This is a genomic window from Prauserella sediminis, from assembly GCF_014195435.1.
GTDB lineage: Bacteria > Actinomycetota > Actinomycetes > Mycobacteriales > Pseudonocardiaceae > Prauserella > Prauserella salsuginis.
Genome location: NZ_JACIBS010000001.1, coordinates 1,019,170 through 1,039,214, shown reverse-complemented (window position 1 = coordinate 1,039,214; position 20,045 = coordinate 1,019,170). Strand labels below are relative to the sequence as shown.

Below are 20,045 nucleotides of genomic sequence, written 5' to 3'. Positions count from 1 at the left end.
GCTGCGGCGCAGGGAGAGCTGCGGCGCAGGGAGAGCTGCGGCCCGGGGGCGACGCCGTCGCGCGTGCGGTCCCGCGCGGGGCAGGACACCCCCGGTGCGGGCCCGCCCGGCATCGGGCGGGCCCGACGTCAGAGCTGTTCGTCCCGCGTGAGCGCGATACCGACGCCCGTCGCGACCGCCACGAGGATCACGATCCCGATGATCCAGCCGACGCCCGCCGACGACCCCTTCTCGCCGGCGGCGGCGCTGTGGCTGCCGCCCGCGGCGCCGGTCTCGTTCCCGGTACCCGTGTCGGCGGGGGCGTCCGTGCGTCGGGGTTGTGGCGGGGGAGGAGGCGGGGCGGTCGTGACCCGGCCGACGCCGGGCGTGCCGGCTGCGGCGAGTTGGAAGCCGTAGTCGAGCATGTTCATCGCCTGCTCGCTGAGCTTGATCGGCCGCTGTTCACCGCGCAACAGCACGACCGCGATGCGGCGGCCGCCCCGCGCCGCGCCGCCGACGTAGGTGTGCCGCGCATCGCTGGTGAAGCCCGTCTTGCCGCCGAGGAAGCCCGGGTACTCGGTGTGCAGCCGATCGTCGTTGGTGACGGGGTACGACGGCTCGCCCCGCGCACCGGGGAACTGGATCCGCCGCGTGCTCACGGCCTCGACGTAGCGCGGCTTCGTCATCGCGTACCGGTACAGCAGGGCCTGGTCGTAGGCGGACGTCACCATGCCCGGCCCGTCGAGCCCCGACGGCGTCGCCGCGCGGGTATCGGTCGCACCGAGGCGGTGAGCAAGGCGGTTCATCTTCCGCAACGCCGTGGGGAGCCCGCCGAGCGCCGTGGCCAGCGCGTGCGCCGCGTCGTTGCCGGACTTCATCATCACGCCCATCAGCAGGTCGTGCACCGTGTACGGCGAGCCTGCCTCGATGCCGACACAGGAGCATTCCTGGTCGGCGTCCTCCTTCGTCGGCCTGATGACGCGCTCCGGGGCGAGCTCGTCGATCACCACCAGCGCGAGCAACGTCTTGATCAGGGACGCGGGCCGCTGCCTGCCGTGGGGGTGCCGGGCGGCCAGCACCTGCCCACTGTCGAGGTCCTGGATGAGCCAGTTCTTCGCCGTCAGCGGCTGCGGTGGCTGCGGCGCGCCCTCCGGCAGGACGAACCCGCACTCACCGAGCCTGCCGCCGCCCGGAGTTTCGGCGGGCACGGGCAACGGCGCGGGAGCGCGCTGCCCGGGCTCGGGTTCCTCCGACTCGTCGACCGGTGGCGGCGGCAACGTCGCGTTCGGGCAGTTCGACTGGGCACGTGCCGCGGGCGTCGCTGCCGGCACCAGCGGCGCGCTCGTCACGACGAGAGCCGCGAGCGCGGCCACCACCAGACCTCGGATCCGAGCTGTATGCACTTGGGAAGGTTAGCCACGGATCGGTGGCGCCAAGCAGATGAATCCCCCGATGTGGGGTGACGGGCGTCATGTGAGGAGACTGGTTCCCATGCGCATGTCTCGCGGTGTTTCGGCGTTCCTGCTGGCGTTCGGCGTGTGGTCGTGGGTCATCTGGATCACGTTCGCCCGCAACCTGTGGAGCAGCGACAACGCGTGGGCGGCCGACGGGTCGCCGACGCCGTTCTTCTGGGTGCACCTGGTGCTGGCGATCGTCTCGTTCGTACTGGGCACGATCATCGGTGTCCTCGGCTGGCGAGGGTTGCGCGCCCTGCGCACGCGGCGGGATTCGCCGGACAACGGATGAGATCCCGCACCGCTCCCGGCGCCCGCTGTGTTCGCTTCTGCCGCGTGAGCGCGGCGCCGGGGAGCACAAGCGGGTGGTGCAGGGCCCGCTGAGTTGCAGGGCCCGTTGAGTACGGAGCCCGTTGAGTACAGGGCTCGCTGAGTACAGCGGCCGGGCGTGCAGCGCCCGTTGAGTGCAGTGGCCGGGTGTGCAGGGCCCGTCGAGTGCAGTCGACGTCCGCCGTTGATGACGGTTGGGTGACGACTCCGGTCCGAGGCAACGCGCGGGCGACCGAGGCGGTCGGAGTGACATGACCGAATCGTCCTGGAACCCGCGGCAGCCGGGTCCGCCGCCGCAGTCGTCCCAGCAGTCGCCGCAGCAGCCGGAGCCGCCGCGGGGCACTGATGCGTCCCAACCGCCCGAGACGTCACAAGGCCATGGGGCGTTGCAGAGCCCTGGACCGTCGTCGCAGCCGAACGGTCAGGATGCCGCAGGGCAGGATGCGGCGACGCCGCCGCACGGGCAACCAGCGGTGCCGCAGGCCGGCGGGCAGTCGCATCCGGCGCAGTCGTATCCGGCGCAGCCTTACCGGGCCGAGCCTCATCGACAGGCGTATGAGCCACAGGTTCTCCGGCAGCCGCAGCAGAACGGGTGCGTGCGCCGGGTTCCGCTGGTGGTGGCGGTCGTGGCCGGACTCGTACTCGGCGGCGGTGGTGTGGGCCTGACGTGGTGGCTGACGTCGGGGCCGGGCGAGGGAGCCGAGGCCGACGCGGCCGCGGCCTGTGCGGTCGCCGAGCGGGTCGAGCCGGGCGTGCCGTCGGAGAAGAACATGGGCGAGTATCGCCGGTGGGCCGCGGCCGTCGAGCTCGCGAACGCGGCCGCGGAGGAGGACCCGGCGCTGGAGCAGTTCGCCGAGGCGTTCGCGAAGCCGTATCTGCTCGTCCGGCAGACCATGGCCGACGACACTCCCGAGTTCCGACAAGCGGTCACCGGCATGCGGGCGGCCTGCGACGACCTGTGACCGCGCCGGGCCGGTGGCGAAGTGTTGGCCGGCGAAGGTGGTGCGTGCAACACGGGCCCCGGAACCCGCAACACGGGCCCGCGGACGAGAAAAAGGGCGTTCCGGCTCGTCGCGAGCCGGAACGCCCTTTTTCTCGTCGTGATCGAGGTGTTCACGTGCGCTTGAACAGCAGCGCGCGCTTGACCTCCTGGATCGCCTTCGTCACCTGGATGCCACGCGGGCAGGCGTCGGTGCAGTTGAACGTCGTGCGGCAGCGCCACACGCCCTCGGTGTCGTTGAGGATGTCCAGCCGCTCCTCGGCCGCCTCGTCCCGCGAGTCGAAGATGAACCGGTGCGCGTTGACGATCGCGGCCGGGCCGAAGTACGAGCCGTCCGCCCAGTACACCGGGCACGACGAGGTGCAGCAGGCGCACAGGATGCACTTGGTCGTGTCGTCGAACCGCTCGCGGTCGGCGACCGACTGGTAGCGCTCGTTGGTCGGCTCGTTGCCGTAGGCGATCAGGTACGGCTTGACCGCACGGAACGCCTCGAAGAACGGCTCCATGTCGACATAGAGGTCCTTCATCGTCGGCAAGCCCTTGATCGGGGCCACCGTGACCGTGGTCTGCTTGCCGTCCTTCGCCAGCAGGTCCTTGACCAGGACCTTGCAGGCCAGCCGGTTGATGCCGTTGATCTGCATCGCGTCCGACCCGCAGATGCCGTGAGCACAGCTACGACGGAACGACAACGTGCCGTCCGCGTAGTTCTTGATGTTCATCAGCAGGTTCAGCACACGGTCGGTCGGCAGCGCCGGGACGTCGTAGGACTCCCAGTGCGGCTCGTTGTCGATCTCCGGGTTGAACCGCAGGATCTTCACCGTGATGGTGACGGAGCCTTCCGGAGCCGGGATCTGCGACGTGTCGTTGGTGGGTTCAGCTACCGCTGTCATTTCACATCCTCCGCGTGCGGTGCGGCAGTACGCATCAGTACTTCCGCTCCATGGGCTCGTACCGGGTGAAGACGACCGGCTTGTAGTCCAGCCGCAGGTCGGCCGTGAACCCGGTGAGGCCCAGCGGCGCGTCCGGGTCCTCCTGCTCCGGCAGGATCTTGTACGTCATCGAGTGCCGCATGAAGTTGGTGTCGTCGCGGTCCGGGTAGTCCTCGCGGGCGTGACCGCCGCGGGACTCCTTGCGCGCGAGCGCCGCGTTCACCAGCATCTCCGCCAGATCCAGCAGGAAGCCCAGCTCGACGGCTTCGAGCAGGTCGGTGTTGTACCGCTTGCCCTTGTCGTGGACGGCGATGCGGCCGTAGCGCTCCTTGAGCGCCTGCACGTCGGACAGCGCCTGCTTCAGCGTGTCCTCGGTGCGGTACACGGCCGCGTTGGTGTCCATCGTCTGCTGCAGTTCGTTGCGGATGTCGGCCACACGCTCGCCGCCCGAGGCGGTCCGCAGGTGGTCGACCATGCCCTGCACCATCTTGGCCGGGTCCTCGGGCAGCTCGACGTGGTCGATCCCGTTGGCGTACTCCGCCGCGGCGATGCCCGCGCGACGGCCGAACACGTTGATGTCCAGCAGCGAGTTGGTGCCCAGCCGGTTCGATCCGTGGACGGACACGCACGCCGCCTCGCCGGCCGCGTACAGGCCGCCGATGACGGTGTCGTTGTCCTTGAGCGCCTCGCCCTTGACGTTCGTCGGAATGCCGCCCATGGCGTAGTGCGCCGTCGGGTACACCGGCACCGGCTCGTGCACCGGGTCGACACCCAGGTAGGTGCGGGCGAACTCGGTGATGTCCGGCAGCTTGGTCTCGAGGACCTCTTCGCCGAGGTGCGTGCAGTCGAGGTAGACGTAGTCCTTGTGCGGGCCAGCACCCCGGCCTTCGAGCACCTCGAGCACCATCGAACGGGCGACGATGTCGCGCGGCGCGAGGTCCTTGATCGTCGGGGCGTAGCGCTCCATGAACCGCTCGCCCGACTCGTTCCGCAGGATCGCGCCCTCACCCCGGGCGCCCTCGGTGAGCAGGATGCCCAGGCCGGCCAGGCCGGTCGGGTGGAACTGGTAGAACTCCATGTCCTCCAGCGGCAGGCCCTTGCGCGCGTAGATGCCCATGCCGTCGCCGGTCAGGGTGTGCGCGTTCGACGTCGTCTTGAAGACCTTGCCGAAACCGCCCGTGGCGAACACGATCGACTTGGCCTGGAAGACGTGGATCTCACCGGTCGCGAGCTCGTAGGCGATCGCACCGGAGGCGACCTGCTCGCCGGCCTCGTTGGTCGACATCGTCACGTCGAGGACGTAGAACTCGTTGTAGAACTCGATGCCGTGCTTGACGCAGTTCTGGTACAGCGTCTGCAGGATCATGTGCCCGGTGCGGTCGGCCGCGTAGCAGGCCCTGCGCACGGCGGCCTTGCCGTGATCACGCGTGTGACCGCCGAAGCGCCGCTGGTCGATCTTGCCTTCCTCGGTGCGGTTGAACGGAAGGCCCATCTTCTCCAGGTCCAGCACCGCGTCGATGGCCTCCTTGGCCATGATCTCCGCGGCGTCCTGGTCGGTCAGGTAGTCGCCACCCTTGACGGTGTCGAAGGTGTGCCACTCCCAGTTGTCCTCTTCGACGTTCGCCAGCGCGGCACACATGCCGCCCTGCGCCGCGCCGGTGTGGGACCGCGTCGGATACAGCTTGGTGAGCACGGCCGTGCGGGAGCGCTGACCGGCTTCGATCGCCGCGCGCATGCCGGCGCCACCAGCCCCGACGATCACCACGTCGTACTTGTGGAACTGCATGAGAAGTCTCCGTGTGGTGGGGTTCAGGCCGTGATGTTCGGGTCGAACGTGAAGATCACCAGCGTGCCGAGCACGAGGATGACGGCCATGGCGACGTACAGCAGCATCTTGAGCCAGAAGCGCGTGGTGTCCTTACGCGCGTAGTCGTCGATGATCGTGCGCAGGCCGTTGCCGCCGTGCAGCTGAGCCAGCCAGAGCATCGCCAGGTCCCAGAACTGCCAGAACGGCGAGGCCCAGCGGCCCGCGACAAAGGCGAAGTTGATGCGGTGCACGCCGTCGTCGAGGATGTTCATGATGAACAGGTGGCCCAGCACCAGGATCACCAGCGCGAGGCCGGAGATCCGCATGAACGCCCAGCTGTAGAGCTCGAAGTTGTTCCGGCGGGCCGCGGGGCGCCGCGGGGAACGCGGCTTGTCGAGAGTCAGCGATTCGCTCATCAGTGGCCGCCTCCGAACATTTCGCTCACGGTGCGCGCGAGCATGAAGTACGTGCCCGGGATCATCACGAGTACCCAGATGCCGAGGGTCGTCCACAACATCGGGCGCTGGTACTTGGGTCCCTTCTCCCAGAAGTCGACCAGGATGACCCGGATGCCGTTCAGCGCGTGGTAGAGCACGGCGCCGACGAGACCCACCTCGAGGAGGTTGACGAAGGGCGTCTTGTAGGTCTCGATGACCTCGTCATAGGCGTTCGGGGAAACCCGGACGAGCGCCGTGTCGAGCACGTGCACGAACAGGAAGAAAAAGGTGAGCACCCCGGTAACGCGATGCGCTACCCAGGACCACATGCCGGGGTCGCCGCGGTAGAACGTTCCGCTCCGGCGTGAGGCGCCCGCCCGATCACTCGCACCGGCCTCAGCGGCAGTGCTCGCAGTGGTGGACATCGGTGTACGGCCTCCAACGTCACTGATGGACTTCTCCGCCCGGCAGGACCGCGTCTTTTTCCGAGGTCATGGTGACCCGAGCGTCATATACGCGCCGAATGCTAGACCTGCCGGACATAGCGGGCTCAACCTCGGGTTCCCAGCTGTGATCGACCAGACAGCGCGCCCGCGCGCCCTACCGCAGGCCGAGCCGATTGTGAGGTCGTGCTGGTCACACCTTCGCGTGCATCTCGCGTGCCCGGGTTGTCGGAGCTTCGCCGCCGTTGCGACGTGCCCCGAAGGGCACCTTCGGCCTCGAACACAGCCACGCGTCAGCGTGTCCGAGAGGGGAGGTGGTCGGGCTGGCGGGCGCCCCAACGGTGCCCTTCGGGGCAGCATCGACCCTCGGGGTTTCGCGACGTTCGGGGGTAACACTGCGTGAGCCCTACACGGCAGGATTGGCCGGAACTTAAACATTTGGATTACACGGAGTTCCGTGTGGCTGCCGTGTAGGTCACGGAGCGGTACGGTTCGCCAGTCCGCCCGATGAACCGGGCACATCTTCAGTTCGTCCGCCCGCAAGGCGGGAAGGGAGTGACACCGTGCGTCGAAAGCGTGGTGGAGCGCTGGCGGCAATCGCCATGGCCGGCGTGCTGGCAATGGCGGGCTGCGCCAAGGATTCCGGGGGCGATGGGAACCAGGCAGCGGGTGAGGGCGGCGGTGGCGAACCGGGCAGCTGCGTCACCAACGAGGCTCCCGCCGCGCCCGAGGGCAATGGGGAAGAGCAGACCACCGAGCACGGCGACATCGATGCGAGCGACCACAAGATCGGCCTGGCCTTCGACGTCGGCGGCCGGGGCGACGCCTCCTTCAACGACGCCGCGGCCGCGGGCGTCGACAGGGCGGTCGAGGACTTCGGCGCCGAGAAGGGCAGCGAGAGCCCTGCCGCGGGCAGCGAGTCGGAAGCCGCCAAGGAGCAGCGGCTGCGGCAGATGGCCGAGCAGGGCAACAACCCGATCATCGCGGTCGGGTTCGCCTACGCCGAGGCCGTCGGCAAGGTCGCGCCGCAGTACCCGGACACCGAGTTCGCGCTCGTCGACGACAACTCCGTCGACGAGAAGAACGTGACTCCGCTGGTGTTCGCCGAGGAGGAGGGCTCCTTCCTCGCCGGCGTGGCCGCGGCGTACAAGACGTCGGAGTGCCAGGTCGGCTTCGTCGGCGGCGTGCAGACGCCGCTGATCCAGAAGTTCCAGGCCGGCTTCGAACAGGGCGTCAAGGCCGCAGGCGGCGACAACATCGAGGTCAAGAGCGAGTACCTCACGCCGGCGGGTGACATCAGCGGCTTCAACGACCCGGCCAAGGCCAACGTGAAATCGAAGTCGATGATCAGCCAGGGCTCCGACGTGCTGTTCCACGCGGCCGGTGCGTCCGGGCAGGGCGTGTTCGAGGCGGCCGCCGAAGGCGACGCACTGGGCATCGGTGTCGACTCCGACCAGTACAAGCAGAAGACGCTGGCCGACGTGAAGGACGTCATCGTCACGTCGATGCTCAAGAAGGTCGACGTCGCGGTGTACGACTACATCGCCGCCGTCGCCGACGGCAATCCGGACGATCTGCCGGAGCGGTTCGACCTGTCGGTGGACGGCGTGGGCTACTCGAAGTCCAACCCGGACATCGAGGACATCACCGAGGAGCTCGAGGGCTACAAGAAGGCCATCGTGGACGGTGACGTCGAGGTTTCCGAAACCCCTGAAGGCTGACGTCGGGCCGGATCAGGTCTGACCATGCGTGGGGCTCGCGGGCGGTATGACGCCGTCGGCGAGCCCCACGCGCTGCTTTCCGGCGCTTTTCCCGCACCGGAGCGCGTGTATCTGCTTTGATCGCTCCGCGTGGCAATGGAGCCCACCGGCTCGCCGCCATGCGGGGTCCGCCGCCTGCGGCGACTCTGCCAATCCAGCCCGCTCGAACGAGGCGAAAGAACAGATGACCGAACCGGAACCGGTGGTCGAACTCACCGGTATCACCAAACGCTTCCCCGGCGTGGTGGCCAACTCCGACGTGCACCTGACCGTGCGCGCCGGCGAGGTCCACGCCGTGTGCGGCGAGAACGGCGCGGGCAAGTCCACGCTGATGAAGATCCTCTACGGGATGCAGCAGCCGGACGAGGGCACCATTTCCGTCGGCGGCCAGGTCGTGGAGCTGCGCAACCCGCAGGACGCGATCAGGGCAGGCATCGGCATGGTGCACCAGCACTTCATGCTCGCCGACAACCTGACGGTGCGGGAGAACGTGCTGCTCGGCGCGGAGGGCCGCCACGGCATGGGCCGCAAGGCGCGCGCCGAACTGACGAAGCTCGCCGAGCGGACCGGCCTGCACGCCGACCCGGACACGCTGGTGGAGAACCTCGGCGTCGCCGACCGGCAGCGCGTCGAGATCGTGAAGGTGCTCTACCGCGGCGCGCGCATCGTCATCCTCGACGAGCCGACGGCCGTGCTGGTGCCCCAGGAGGTCGACGCGCTGTTCGAGACGGTCCGCGAGATGCGGTCCGACGGCTACACGTTCATCTTCATCTCCCACAAGCTCGACGAAGTGCGGTCGATCGCCGACGAGGTGACGGTCATCCGGCGCGGCACGACCGTCGGCACCGTCGACCCGGCCACGGTCACCTCGCGTGAGCTGGCCGAGATGATGGTCGGATCGGAGCTGCCGAGCCCGGAGACCCGCGAGTCGACGGTGACCGACCGCCCGGTGCTGCGGATCAGCGGGCTGCGGCTCGACGCCGACGACAGCGAGCGGGCGGTGCTCGACGACGTGTCGCTGACCGTGCGCGCGGGCGAGATCCTCGGGATCGCGGGTGTCGAGGGCAACGGCCAGACCGAGCTGGTCGAGACCGTCATGGGCATGCGCAAGGCGTCGGCGGGCACGGTCGAACTGGCCTCCGGCGACGGCGAGCTGCGCGACATCACGCGCCTGGGCACGCTCGCCAGGCGGGAGGCGGGGATCGGCTACATCGCCGAGGACCGCCACCGGCACGGGTTGCTGTTGCGGCAGCCGTTGTGGAGCAATCGGATCCTCGGCTATCAGACCCGTAAGCCGGTCTCGAACGGCCGGCTGATCGATCCCGGCGCGGCGCGGCGGGACACCGAGCGTGTCGTCGAGGAGTACGACGTCCGCACGCCGGGCGTGGAGGTGCTGGCCGGCGCGTTGTCGGGCGGGAACCAGCAGAAGCTCATCGTGGGCAGGGAGCTCTCGGGTGAGCCGGTGCTCCTCATCGCGGCGCATCCGACCCGCGGCGTGGACGTCGGGGCGCAGGCGCTGATCTGGGAGCAGATGCGCGCGGCCCGCCACGACGGGCTGGCGGTGCTGCTCGTCTCGGCGGATCTGGACGAGCTGATCGGACTGTCCGACACCATCCGCGTGATGCTCCGCGGGCGTCTCGTGAGTGAGGCCGACCCGGCGACCGTGACGCCGACCGAGCTCGGTTCCGCCATGACGGGTGCGGGGGAGGAGGCCGCGTGAACGAGAATTGCGGAGCTTGCGGAGCGGCGTTCGCGACGGCCGACCGGGTTGGGCCCCCGCTGCGGCTTGCTTTTTCGCCGCAGCAGGGGAGGGCGCCCCGCAGGACAGGGGAGGATGCCGCATGATCAACTGGCGTACCGCGTTGCTGCCGCCTGCGCTCGCGATCATCTTCGCGATGCTGCTGTCGTCGGTGGCGCTGCTGATCTCCGGTGCGAACCCGCTCGAGGCGTTCGCGACGATGGGCGCGCAGCTGTTCCACGGCAACACGGCCGTCTCGACGGTCAACCTCGCGATCGTCTACTACCTGGCGGGTCTGGCCGCGGCGATCGGTTTCCAGATGAACGTGTTCAACATCGGCGTCGAGGGCCAGTACCGGTTCGCCGCGGTGGTCGCGGCGATCGTCGGTGCGTGGATGGAGCTGCCGCCGGTGCTGCACGTCATCGCGATCCTGGTGGTCGCGATGTTCTCCGGCGCGCTGTATGCCCTGCTGCCTGCGTTGTTGAAGGTCTACCGCGGCGTCAGCGAGGTCATCACGACGATCATGCTGAACTCGATCGTGTTCGGCATCGTCGCCTTCCTGATCAACCCGGAACAGTTCGGCGTGCTGCACGGCAACAACCTCTCCACCGCGGAGATCGCGCCGTCGGGCCGGATTCCGGGCATTCCGCTCGGGGAGGCGGGCACGTTGTTCGGCTTCATCGTGATCGCGGGCGCGCTTGGCTACGGCTACTGGTTCATGCTCACCCGCACGCGGTTCGGCTTCGAACTCAAGGCCAGCGGCGAGTCGAAGACGGCCGCAGCCGCGGGCGGGGTGAGCGCGAGGAAGATGACGCTGGCCGCGATGCTGCTCTCGGGAGCGGTCGCGGGTCTGGTCGCGATGCCGGAGCTGCTCGGCCGCGACTACGTGTACGCCATGACGGCCACGCAGGGCTACGGCTTCACGGGCCTGGCGGTCGCGCTGCTCGGCAGGAACCACCCGGCGGGCATCGCGTTCGGTGCGCTGCTGTGGGCGTTCCTCGACCGGTCGGCGGTCTCGCTCGAGTCGATCGGCATTCCCAGTGAGATCGCCACGATCATGCAGGGCACGATCGTCCTGTCCGTCGTGGTGGCGTACGAGATCGTCCGCCGCGCCGACCTCGCCGCCGAGCAGCGCCGGGTCGGCCGCGCCGGGCGGAACGGTCAGCCGGCGGGCGTCGCGGAAGGCGGTGCGGTGTGAGCACGGTGATGGAGAGGCCGGACCCGACGGCGACGACGGCCAGGCGCAGGCTTCCCGGCTGGGCACGCGGCGCGCTGTGGGCGGTCGTGGCGATCGGCGTGCTGTCGACGGCGTCGTATCTGACGGACATGCCGATCCTGACCTCCAGCGACACCTCGCAGACGGCGTTGCGGCTGGGGCTGCCGATCCTGCTCGCCGCGCTCGGCGGGCTGTGGGCCGAGCGCGCGGGCGTGATGAACATCGGCCTCGAGGGCATGATGATCCTCGGCACGTGGGGTTCGGCCTGGGGCGCCTACTACGGCGGCGTCTGGGTCGGACTCGCCGCGGGAATCCTGTTCGGACTGCTGGGCGGGTTGCTGCACGCGGTGGCGGTCGTGACGTTCAACGTCAACCACATCGTGTCCGGTGTGGCGATCAACCTGCTCGGACTCGGGGTCGCGAAGTACCTGGCGACCCTCGTGTTCGAACCGATCTCCGGCAACCCGCGTGAATCGCCGTCGGTGGAGAAGTTCGACACCTACTCGGCGACGTTCCTCTCGGACTGGCTCGGCGCCCTCGAGGACGAACAACGCGTGGTGCTGTCCGATGTGGCCGGTCTGCTGCGGGGTCTCGTGACGCACGTGTCGCCGCTGGCGATGATCGCACTGCTGCTCGTTCCGGCGAGCTACTTCATCCTGTGGCGCACGCGGTTCGGGCTGCGGCTGCGGTCGTGCGGCGAGAGTCCGGTGGCCGCCGAGTCGCTCGGCGTGAACGTCTACCTGCACAAGTACATCGCCGTCGCCGCGTCCGGCGGGTTCGCCGGCATGGGCGGTGCGTCGCTGGTGCTGTTGCAGGGCGGCGCGGACTACCTGGAGAACCAGGTCAACGGCCGCGGCTACATCGGCCTCGCCGCGATGATCTTCGGTAACTACCGGCCGAGCGGCCTGCTCGGCGGTGCCGCGCTGTTCGGTTACGCCGACGGCCTGCAGCTGTCCGGTGGCGGTGCGGCGGTGCTGGCGCTCTGCTACGGCGCGGTGCTGCTGCTGGCGATCATCGTGGTGCTGCAGCTGATCCGGCGCCACTGGTGGGCCGCTGCGGGCGGCGTCGCCGGTGCGGTGGTGCTGTACTGGATCTACTGGACCAGCGACGAGCTGCCGAGCGACCTGATCCCGTACACGCCGCACTTCGTGACGATCATCGTGCTGGCCGTCGCGGCACAGCGGTTGCGGGTGCCCAAGGCGATCGGCAAACAGTACCGGCGAGGGGAAGACTCGTGACGGCTCCGGACTGGGAGTCGCTGCGCGCCGAGGCGGAGGCAGCGGCCGCGCTGGCGTACGCACCGTACTCGGGCCTGCACGTGGGGGTGGCCGGACTGGTGACCGACGGGCGCGTGGTGACCGGCTGCAACGTCGAGAACGCCTCCTACGGCGTCGGACTGTGCGCCGAATGCACCATGGCGGGCCAGTTGCGCCTGTCCGGCGGCGGGCGGCTGACGGCCGTGGCCTGCCGCGGCGGCTCGGGCGAGCTGCTCATGCCGTGCGGCCGGTGCAGGCAGATCCTGTACGAACTCGGCGGCCCGGAGTGCCTCCTCGACACCCCGAGCGGCATCCTGCCGATGTCGGCCGTGCTGCCGGACGCGTTCGGACCGACCGACCTGCCCGCGTGAGACCCGCCGCAGGGCGGGCCCAGTGACCCGGAGGCCGCGCACATGCGCCTGGAAAACATCGTCTGGGACGCCCTCGACCCGCGGCGGCTCGGCGCCTTCTGGGCCGCGGCCCTCGACGCCGAGCCCCTGACGGATCGGCCGGACCTGTTCGAGGCGCGCGTTCAGCTGACCGACGAGGTCTTTCTGGACCTGTGTTTCCCGCAGGTGCCGGAGAAGTCGTCGTCGCCCCCGCGGCTCCACCCGGATCTGCGGGGCGTCCGGCAGGAGGAGGTCGTGGACCGTCTGCTCAAGCTGGGCGCGGCCCATGTCGACATCGGCCAGGGTGACGAGTCATGGGTCGTGCTGGCTGATCCGGAGGACAACGCGTTCTGCGTGATGGACGAGCGCGAGGTCTTCCGTGATTCCGGGCCGATCGCGGCGCTGCCGTTGGACAGCGCGGACCCCGACCGCGATGCCGAGTTCTGGGCGTCGATCACCGGTTGGGTGCCGTGTCAGGGGAGCGGACACATGCCGTCGCTGCGCCACCCCGCCGGTGTGGGGCCGCTGCTCGAACTGTGTCCCGAACCCGAACCGAAACGCGGCAAGAACGGGCTCCATCTCGACGTCCGCCGCGACGCAGGGGAGGCCGACGTGACCGACCGTCTCCTCGGCATGGGCGCGAGCCTGCTCGGTGGCGACGGTCTTCCCTGGCTGGTGTTCGCCGACCCCTCCGGCAACGAGTTCTGCGTCCTCGACGCGTGAGCGCGCCGAGCGGACCTGATCGGACATAGGGTTGTCGTCATGTACGAACCGTTCGCCGCAGTCGACGTCATCCGCGCCAAACGCGACGGCCGGAACCTGACGCCGGAACAGATCGACTGGGTGATCGACGCCTACACGCGCGGCGTCGTCTCCGAGGAGCAGATGGCCGCGCTGGCGATGGCCGTCTACCTGCGCGGCATGGACACCGCCGAGACGGCGCGGTGGACCGGAGCGATGATCGACTCGGGGGAGCGGCTCGCCCTGCACGTCTCGCGCCCGACGGTCGACAAGCACTCCACCGGCGGCGTGGGCGACAAGATCACGCTGCCGCTGGCACCGCTCGTCGCCACGTGCGGTGCCGCGGTGCCGCAGTTGTCCGGCCGCGGGCTGGGACACACCGGCGGCACGCTCGACAAGCTCGAATCGATCCCCGGCTGGCGGGCGCAGCTGTCGGCGCACGCGATCGGAAAGCAGCTGGAGGACATCGGCGCCGTCGTCTGCGCCGCGACCGACACGCTCGCCCCCGCGGACCGGAAGCTGTACGCGCTGCGGGACGTCACGGCGACCGTCGAATCGGTGCCCCTCATCGCCAGCTCGATCATGAGCAAGAAGATCGCCGAAGGCGCGGGCGGCCTGGTGCTCGACGTGAAGGTCGGCTCGGGGGCGTTCATGGCGTCACTCGATGAGGCGCGGGTGCTGGCGAAGACACTCGTCGACATCGGCACTGCACACGGATTGCCCACGCGGGCGTTGCTGACCGACATGTCGACCCCGCTCGGCGCGGCCGTCGGCAACGCCGTCGAAGTGGCCGAGGCCGTCGACGTGCTCCGCGGCGACGGTCCCGACGATGTCGTGGCCCTGACGCTGGCGCTGGCACGCGAGATGCTGGCGCTCGCCGGACACGGCGACGTCGACCCCGGCCCGGTCCTCGCGTCGGGCGAGGCCTACGAGACGTGGTGCCGCATGATCAGCGCCCAGGGCGGCGACCCGGAGGCGCCGCTGCCGCAACCCGAGCACGTCCACGTCGTCGAAGCACCCGAGTCCGGCGTGCTGACGACGCTCGATGCCCGTGCCGTCGGCCTGGCGGCCTGGCGGCTCGGCGCGGGCCGGGCGCGTAAGGAGGACCCGGTGCAGGCAGCGGCAGGCGTGCGCTGCCTCGCCAAACCGGGGGAGCGGGTCGAGGCAGGCAGGCCGTTGCTCGAACTGCACACCGATACGCCCGACGCGGTGCCCGCAGCCCTCGCGGTGCTGGAAGGCGGCATCGAGGTGTCGGACGCGGCTCCTGAGAGTCCGCCGTGGCCGTCCACGACGGTCCTCGACACCGTCCGCTCGTAACGGAGGTTCGTGCCCGAGCGGGTCGCGCGTGTCTCCAGTGCAGTGCCCCCAAGGGCACCTTGGGGGCGTTGAACGCCCCGAATGTTCCCCTCATCGCCGGGCACCTCGGAACCGCCAAGCCCCCCCCCGGAACCGCCAAGCCCCCCCGGAACCGCCAAGCCTCTCGCGACCGCACCACCCTCGCGACCGCACCCTCGCGACCGCACCCTCGCGACCGGACCCCTTCACGACCGCACCCCTTCACGACCGCACCCCTTCACGACCGCACCCCTTCACGGCCGCGCCGCTCACGACCGTTCCTCACCGCCTGGTCACTCGTGGTGGCCGGTGTGACCGTGCGGAACGCGAGAAGCCCCGGGCACCTGACCAGGTGCCCGGGGCTTTTTCACGCTGTGGCGCTGCGGCTCATTCCTCCGCGTCGGCGTCGGACGAGCCGTTGTTCTTGGTCTTGGCGTCCGCCTTCTGCCGGCTTCCGCCGTTGCGGCGACGCGGCTGCCGCGGCGCGGGCGGCTGCACCGCCACCGTCTGCTGCGCCGGACCGCCACCGAGCATCAGCTCCGCGAACGTGGCCATCGCCTCGTCCAGCTGGCCGCCGATGCGCCGCACCGACTCCTCGCTGTTCTTCTGCACGACGGCCTCGACGTCGTCGGCCTCGGGCTGCTTCGACAGCGTGCCTTCGACGCCCGCGAAGCCGGAGCGCACCGACCCGTCCAGGTCGCCCAGCCGCCCGGTGAGGTCGTCCTCGACCTTGTCGACCCGCGTGCCGAGGTCGTCGAGCTTGCTCGTGACCTGTTCGAGCTTGTCGGTGACCTTGTCGAGCCGCGCCGTCGGATCGATCGTCTCCGCCGCCTCGGTTACCGACGTCTTCACCGCGTCGGTGGAGTTGCTCAGCCGCTCCTTGTTGTCGGCGTCGAGCCGTTCGACGCGCTCCTTGAGGCCGGTCTCCAGGGTGTCGATGCGCTCGCGCACCGGGTTGCCGACCGTCGTCGGCATGGCCTCGAGCTTGTCGTCCTGCTTGTCGAGGTGCCCGCCGAGCTCGTCGATACGGCGGTGGATGTTCTCGAGCTTGTCCTCGAGCCCGTCCATCCGGCCCGCGACCGCCTCGAACTTCGCGGCCATGCTGTCGAGCCGCCCGTCCAGCTGCGCGAACGGCTTGGCGAGCTTGTCGACGACCGCCTCGATGTTCTTGCCCAGCTCGGCGATCGCGTTGTCCTGCGCCTCCATGCGGGTCATCGCCTCGTCGAGGCGCTCCGCGAGGACGCCGACCTCGGTACGGTCGGGCAGCTCACCCAGCCGCTTGCGCACCGCGCCGAGGGAGTCGATCGGGGCGAGCCGGGCGTAGATGTCGTCCAGCGCGTCGAAGATCTGCTGCTGTTCGCTCTCTCGGACTTCGGCCGCGCGCACGAGCATGTTGCGCATCCGGTCGAAGGACGGAGCTGCGAGTTGGTTGTCAGTCGTCACTGCGAGTCCTTCATCGGCGGGGAAAGGATGGGACGTGATCGGCAGCCTATCCATCCCCGAAATGGTGCGGCCAGCGCCCCCGGGAAATTGCGCGGACCGGGTGTGGCATATGCCGGTATACGGCGGCGCAACCGCGGGAATAACGAACGGGTCAACATATTGCCCGAAAGTTGACACGGCCCGTTGGCGCCACTGTGTCCGGGATGTCCGGTGCCTGCCGTGCCTGCCGTGCCTGCCGTGTCGCTCGGCATCGCTCGGCATCGCGGTGTGTGGGCCAGATGTCCGCGGGTCGGTGCTGGTGGGAGCGTGGTCGCCGGTGGGAGTGCGCGCGCCGGATGGGCGGGGCGTGCCTGGGGCACACTCCGCCTCCTCATGGTGTGGAATCGCCGGGATCCCGTGCCGGGTCTCGTCGGCGTGGAGCAGGGCGTGGCCGGATGCCGGCGAGTAGTGTCAGTACATGGACACCACAAGTGCCCCGAATTGGGAAGAACTACGGCAAGCCCCCAAGGTCCTCCTGCACGATCACCTCGACGGCGGATTGCGCCCGCGCACCGTCGTCGAACTCGCCGACAGCACCGGTTACGACGGGCTTCCGACCACCGACGTCGACGAGCTCGGCCGCTGGTTCGCCGATGCCGCGGACTCCGGTTCGCTGGAGAAGTACCTGGAGACGTTCGCCCACACCTGCGGCGTCATGCAGACCGAGGACGCGCTGGCCAGGGTCGCCGCCGAAGCGGTGGAGGACCTGGCGGACGACGGTGTGGTCTACGCGGAGCTGCGCTACGCCCCCGAGCTGTTCGTCGAACGCGGTCTGTCACTCGATGCGGTGGTCAAGGCCGTCACGGACGGTGTCACGGAGGGTGAGCGGAAGGCGAAGGCCAAGGGCCACGGCATCCGGGCTCGGCAGCTGCTGTGTGCGATGCGCCAGCACGCCCGCGCCTCCGAGATCGCCGAGCTCACCATCCGGCACCGCGACACCGGCGTGGCCGGTTTCGACATCGCCGGACCGGAAGCCGGATATCCTCCGACGCGAAACCTCGACGCATTCGAGTACATGCGTTCCAACAACGGCCATTTCACCATTCACGCGGGTGAGGCTTTCGGGCTTGCCTCCATTTGGGAGGCGATTCAACATTGCGGGGCGGAAAGGCTCGGTCACGGCGTTCGGATCGCCGACGATCTGAAGATTTCCGCCGACGGTGAGGTGCAATTGGGCAGACTCGCCTCGTTCGTGCGCGACACCCGTATTCCGCTGGAGCTGTGCCCGTCGTCCAACGTTCAGACCGGTGCTGCGCCGTCGATCGCCGAGCATCCGTTCGGCCTGCTCGCGAAGCTGCGTTTCCGGGTCACGGTCAACACCGACAACCGGTTGATGAGTGGCTGCTCCATGTCGTCGGAGTTCGCCGCACTCGTCGATGCGTTCGGCTACGACTGGGCCGATCTCCAGTGGTTCACGATCAACGCGATGAAATCCGCGTTCATGGATTTCGACCAGCGGCTGGACGTGATCAACAACGTCATCAAGCCCGGATACGCCGAGCTGATGGCCTGATCCGCGCGACCGGGGCCCGGATGCCCGTATCGCGGCCGCCCCGTCCCACGGGCGGGGTCGCGTGGGTGGCCGGTGGGCACCCGACCCCGGCGCGCCCGTCCCGCGCAGTTTCTCGGCCGGATCCCGGATCCTCCCGTCGACGGAAACTCGTTCGGGTCGCCGCGGCGACTGCGGCTACAGTGCGTCGCGATGACGCGACTGCACTTGTTCGACATGGACGGGACCCTGATCCACGACTCGGCGGCTGCGATCGAGCTGTCGAAGCAGATCGGTGTCGAGCGCGAGATCGTCGAGCTGGAACGGGCCTTCGCCGACGGGCTGCTGAGCACCGGCGAGTTCGCGCGCCGCGCGCAGGCGCTGTGGGGTGAGCTGACCGAGGAGCACGTCTCCGCGGCGTTCGAGGGTGCGCCCTGGCTGGACGGCATCCGCGAGACGTGGGCCGGCATCCGCGCGCGGGGCGAGCACTGCGCCGTCATCTCGATCTCACCGAGCTTCTTCGTCCAGCGGCTGCTGCCGTGGGGTGCGCACGCGGCGCACGGCTCGCCGTGGCCCGCGGTGCCGTTCCGCGAACCCGTCGATCCCGAGCGCATCCACACGCCCGACTCCAAGGTGCGGATCGCCGACGAGCTGTGTGCGGCGTTCGGCGTCACCCGTGGCGACTGCGTGGCCTACGGCGATTCGTCCTCGGACGTGGCGCTGTTCGGTGTGGTGCCGGTCTCGGTGGCCGTCAACGCCGACCACCACGTCGGCGGCCTCGCCACCCACACCTACACGGGTCGTGATCTCCGCGAGGCCCATTCGCTCGCTTGTGACGGTTAGCCACGCGAACTAAAGTCCATCATTCAGGATGCTCGTCTTGAATGGTGGGAGTCGATGACGCGGGTGGGACCTCCGTCCGATGGCGGCGACAGCCGCGGTGCCGGCGACGGCAACCACGGCGATCAGGCCGGTGCCGTGGGAACCGATGCCACGACCGCCACGGGCCGCGGGGCCGGCTGGTTCCGCTGGCGGATCCTCGCGCTGGGACTGAGCGCCCAGACCGCGAGCTGCGCTTTCCTGTTCGGCATCCCGTTCCTGGTCCCGGCGATGCAGCAGGCCGAGAACCTCACGCTCAGCCAGGCCGGCACGGTGGTCGTCGCCCCGAGCATCGGGCTGCTGCTCACGCTGATCCTCTGGGGAGCCGCCGCCGACCGCTACGGCGAACGGCTCGTCATGGCGCTCGGCCTCGGCGCCTCCGGCGTGCTGTTGCTCGCGGTGGGCTTCACGGCCCCGTCCCTACCGGTGCTGTTCGCGCTACTGGTCGCTGCGGGCGCCTGCACCGCCTCCGTCAACGCCGCCAGCGGCCGGGTCGTCATGGGCTGGTTCTCCGCCGACGAGCGCGGCGTCGCGATGGGCATCCGCCAGACCGCGCAGCCGATCGGCGTCGGCATCGCCGCGCTGTCGCTGCCGGCGCTGGCCGAGCAGGGCGGGTACCGCGGTGCCATGCTGCTGCCTGCGGTGCTCGCCCTGGTCGTCGCGATGCTCGTCGCATGGCTCGTGGTCGATCCGCCGCGGCCAGAATCCGACCCCACGCGTCCCGACCGCCCGCGATCGCCGTACCGAGGCCCGACGCTGTGGCGGGTGCACGGCGCCAGTGCGCTGCTGGTCGTACCGCAGTTCGCCGTGTCGGCGTTCGCGCCGGTCTACCTCGTGACGATGCACGACTGGAGCGCGCTCGCCGCCGGAGCGTTCCTCGCCGTCGGCCAGGGCCTCGGTGCGCTGGGCAGACTCGTCGCCGGGTACTGGTCGGACCGGGTGCACAGCCGCCTCCGTCCGATGCGGACACTGGCGCTGGCCAGCGCGATGGTGATGCTGCTACTGGCGGGTGGGGACGCCACGTGGTCGTGGCTCGCGGTCGGCGCGCTCACGCTGGCAGCCGTCGTCACCGTGAGCGACAACGGCCTCGGCTTCACCGCGTCGGCCGAACTCGCAGGACTCAGCTGGGCGGGCCGCGCGATGGGCGTCCAGAACACGACGCAGAACCTCGCCGCCGTGCTGACGCCCCCGCTGCTCGGCCTCGTGATCGGCGACGGCAGCTACGCGCTGGGCTTCTGCGTCGCGGCGATCTTCCCCGTGCTGGCGATCTGGCTCACCCCGGTGCGCAGCGAACGGTGACGTCATCCCGGAGGTGACCGCGGGAGGTCGTTGGTGCGACCACCGCCCTTGAAGGGCACTCTTGCGTGTGGCTGCATTCGGT

General features: G+C 69.6%; 18 protein-coding genes. 12 read left to right on the top strand and 6 right to left on the bottom strand.

The genetic code is table 11. From position 1 onward, the window contains the following. Positions 1 to 128 precede the first annotated feature (128 nt). Positions 129 to 1,382: a D-alanyl-D-alanine carboxypeptidase family protein gene (locus FB384_RS04580; RefSeq protein WP_258938042.1), complete on the bottom strand. Its 1,254-nt coding sequence runs from the start codon at positions 1,380 to 1,382 to the stop codon at positions 129 to 131. 88 nt (positions 1,383 to 1,470) lie between these two features. On the opposite strand from FB384_RS04580, the gene FB384_RS04575 reads away from it, so the two are divergent. Both FB384_RS04575 and FB384_RS04570 read left to right on the top strand, forming a co-directional pair. Next, positions 1,471 to 1,725, top strand: coding sequence for an SCO4848 family membrane protein (locus tag FB384_RS04575; RefSeq protein WP_183779430.1), 255 nt, complete (start codon positions 1,471 to 1,473; stop codon positions 1,723 to 1,725). Between the two features lie 289 nt (positions 1,726 to 2,014). Beyond that, a complete protein-coding gene (locus FB384_RS04570; RefSeq protein ID WP_183779429.1) occupies positions 2,015 to 2,725 on the top strand; it encodes a hypothetical protein in 711 nt (236 codons plus the stop codon). Between the two features lie 151 nt (positions 2,726 to 2,876). Here the strand turns inward: FB384_RS04570 and FB384_RS04565 are convergent, their stop codons facing one another. The 4 genes from FB384_RS04565 to sdhC are packed head-to-tail and all read right to left on the bottom strand — an operon-like array spanning position 2,877 to position 6,361. Beyond that, entirely contained in the window at positions 2,877 to 3,653 is a 777-nt protein-coding gene (locus tag FB384_RS04565; protein ID WP_183779427.1) for a succinate dehydrogenase iron-sulfur subunit, read from the bottom strand. 34 nt (positions 3,654 to 3,687) lie between these two features. After that, complete coding sequence (gene sdhA / locus FB384_RS04560; RefSeq protein WP_183779425.1) at positions 3,688 to 5,478, bottom strand: succinate dehydrogenase flavoprotein subunit; 1,791 nt, start codon at positions 5,476 to 5,478, stop codon at positions 3,688 to 3,690. Between the two features lie 23 nt (positions 5,479 to 5,501). Next, positions 5,502 to 5,915: a succinate dehydrogenase hydrophobic membrane anchor subunit gene (locus FB384_RS04555; RefSeq protein WP_183779423.1), complete on the bottom strand. Its 414-nt coding sequence runs from the start codon at positions 5,913 to 5,915 to the stop codon at positions 5,502 to 5,504. Then, positions 5,915 to 6,361, bottom strand: a complete 447-nt coding sequence (gene sdhC / locus FB384_RS04550; RefSeq protein WP_183779421.1) for a succinate dehydrogenase, cytochrome b556 subunit — start codon at positions 6,359 to 6,361, stop codon at positions 5,915 to 5,917. Before sdhC ends, FB384_RS04555 begins: the two co-directional genes overlap by 1 nt. Positions 6,362 to 6,981: 620 nt before the next feature. On the opposite strand from sdhC, the gene FB384_RS04545 reads away from it, so the two are divergent. The 7 genes from FB384_RS04545 (at position 6,982) to FB384_RS04515 (ending at position 14,796) form a co-directional block, all read left to right on the top strand. Next, positions 6,982 to 8,100 carry a BMP family lipoprotein gene (locus FB384_RS04545; protein ID WP_183784967.1) on the top strand — a complete coding sequence of 373 codons (1,119 nt, stop codon included), beginning with the start codon at positions 6,982 to 6,984 and terminating at the stop codon, positions 8,098 to 8,100. 223 nt (positions 8,101 to 8,323) lie between these two features. Beyond that, complete coding sequence (locus tag FB384_RS04540) at positions 8,324 to 9,859, top strand: ABC transporter ATP-binding protein (protein ID WP_183779419.1); 1,536 nt, start codon at positions 8,324 to 8,326, stop codon at positions 9,857 to 9,859. 121 nt (positions 9,860 to 9,980) lie between these two features. Next, positions 9,981 to 11,075 (top strand): ABC transporter permease, encoded by a 1,095-nt coding sequence (locus FB384_RS04535; RefSeq protein WP_183779417.1) that lies wholly within the window; start codon positions 9,981 to 9,983, stop codon positions 11,073 to 11,075. Beyond that, positions 11,072 to 12,331, top strand: coding sequence for an ABC transporter permease (locus FB384_RS04530; protein ID WP_372497709.1), 1,260 nt, complete (start codon positions 11,072 to 11,074; stop codon positions 12,329 to 12,331). Before FB384_RS04535 ends, FB384_RS04530 begins: the two co-directional genes overlap by 4 nt. Beyond that, a complete protein-coding gene (locus FB384_RS04525; RefSeq protein WP_183779415.1) occupies positions 12,328 to 12,720 on the top strand; it encodes a cytidine deaminase in 393 nt (130 codons plus the stop codon). Before FB384_RS04530 ends, FB384_RS04525 begins: the two co-directional genes overlap by 4 nt. A 42-nt stretch (positions 12,721 to 12,762) precedes the next feature. Next, positions 12,763 to 13,461, top strand: coding sequence for a VOC family protein (locus tag FB384_RS04520; protein WP_183779413.1), 699 nt, complete (start codon positions 12,763 to 12,765; stop codon positions 13,459 to 13,461). Positions 13,462 to 13,500: 39 nt separating this feature from the next. Beyond that, on the top strand, positions 13,501 to 14,796 hold the full coding sequence (locus FB384_RS04515; RefSeq protein WP_183779411.1) for a thymidine phosphorylase: 1,296 nt from the start codon (positions 13,501 to 13,503) through the stop codon (positions 14,794 to 14,796). Between the two features lie 405 nt (positions 14,797 to 15,201). On the opposite strand, the gene FB384_RS04510 is transcribed toward FB384_RS04515, so the two are convergent. Further along, positions 15,202 to 16,257 carry a PA containing protein gene (locus FB384_RS04510; protein ID WP_183779409.1) on the bottom strand — a complete coding sequence of 352 codons (1,056 nt, stop codon included), beginning with the start codon at positions 16,255 to 16,257 and terminating at the stop codon, positions 15,202 to 15,204. A gap of 457 nt (positions 16,258 to 16,714) precedes the next feature. Here FB384_RS04510 and FB384_RS04505 point away from each other — a divergent pair, with 457 nt between their 5' ends. The 3 genes from FB384_RS04505 to FB384_RS04495 all read left to right on the top strand — a co-directional run bounded on the left by FB384_RS04505 (position 16,715) and on the right by FB384_RS04495 (position 19,963). Beyond that, the gene (locus FB384_RS04505; RefSeq protein WP_183779407.1) at positions 16,715 to 17,809 is read left to right on the top strand and encodes an adenosine deaminase; all 1,095 of its coding nucleotides are present in this window, start codon (positions 16,715 to 16,717) and stop codon (positions 17,807 to 17,809) included. Positions 17,810 to 17,998: 189 nt separating this feature from the next. Further along, positions 17,999 to 18,628 (top strand): HAD family hydrolase, encoded by a 630-nt coding sequence (locus FB384_RS04500; RefSeq protein WP_183779405.1) that lies wholly within the window; start codon positions 17,999 to 18,001, stop codon positions 18,626 to 18,628. Between the two features lie 54 nt (positions 18,629 to 18,682). Then, a complete protein-coding gene (locus FB384_RS04495; RefSeq protein WP_183779403.1) occupies positions 18,683 to 19,963 on the top strand; it encodes an MFS transporter in 1,281 nt (426 codons plus the stop codon). Positions 19,964 to 20,045 lie beyond the last annotated feature (82 nt).

Excerpts from the sequence above, each read along its gene's own strand:
- FB384_RS04565 (WP_183779427.1), bottom strand. The coding sequence starts at position 3,653 with ATGACAGCGGTAGCTGAACCCACCAACGACACGTCGCAGATCCCGGCT.
- FB384_RS04545 (WP_183784967.1), top strand. The coding sequence starts at position 6,982 with ATGGCCGGCGTGCTGGCAATGGCGGGCTGCGCCAAGGATTCCGGGGGC.
- sdhA (WP_183779425.1), bottom strand. The coding sequence starts at position 5,478 with ATGCAGTTCCACAAGTACGACGTGGTGATCGTCGGGGCTGGTGGCGCC.
- FB384_RS04575 (WP_183779430.1), top strand. The coding sequence starts at position 1,471 with ATGCGCATGTCTCGCGGTGTTTCGGCGTTCCTGCTGGCGTTCGGCGTG.
- sdhC (WP_183779421.1), bottom strand. The coding sequence starts at position 6,361 with ATGTCCACCACTGCGAGCACTGCCGCTGAGGCCGGTGCGAGTGATCGG.
- FB384_RS04495 (WP_183779403.1), top strand. The coding sequence starts at position 18,683 with ATGACGCGGGTGGGACCTCCGTCCGATGGCGGCGACAGCCGCGGTGCC.
- FB384_RS04515 (WP_183779411.1), top strand. The coding sequence starts at position 13,501 with ATGTACGAACCGTTCGCCGCAGTCGACGTCATCCGCGCCAAACGCGAC.
- FB384_RS04570 (WP_183779429.1), top strand. The coding sequence starts at position 2,015 with ATGACCGAATCGTCCTGGAACCCGCGGCAGCCGGGTCCGCCGCCGCAG.
- FB384_RS04535 (WP_183779417.1), top strand. The coding sequence starts at position 9,981 with ATGATCAACTGGCGTACCGCGTTGCTGCCGCCTGCGCTCGCGATCATC.
- FB384_RS04540 (WP_183779419.1), top strand. The coding sequence starts at position 8,324 with ATGACCGAACCGGAACCGGTGGTCGAACTCACCGGTATCACCAAACGC.
- FB384_RS04520 (WP_183779413.1), top strand. The coding sequence starts at position 12,763 with ATGCGCCTGGAAAACATCGTCTGGGACGCCCTCGACCCGCGGCGGCTC.
- FB384_RS04555 (WP_183779423.1), bottom strand. The coding sequence starts at position 5,915 with ATGAGCGAATCGCTGACTCTCGACAAGCCGCGTTCCCCGCGGCGCCCC.
- FB384_RS04500 (WP_183779405.1), top strand. The coding sequence starts at position 17,999 with ATGACGCGACTGCACTTGTTCGACATGGACGGGACCCTGATCCACGAC.
- FB384_RS04505 (WP_183779407.1), top strand. The coding sequence starts at position 16,715 with ATGGACACCACAAGTGCCCCGAATTGGGAAGAACTACGGCAAGCCCCC.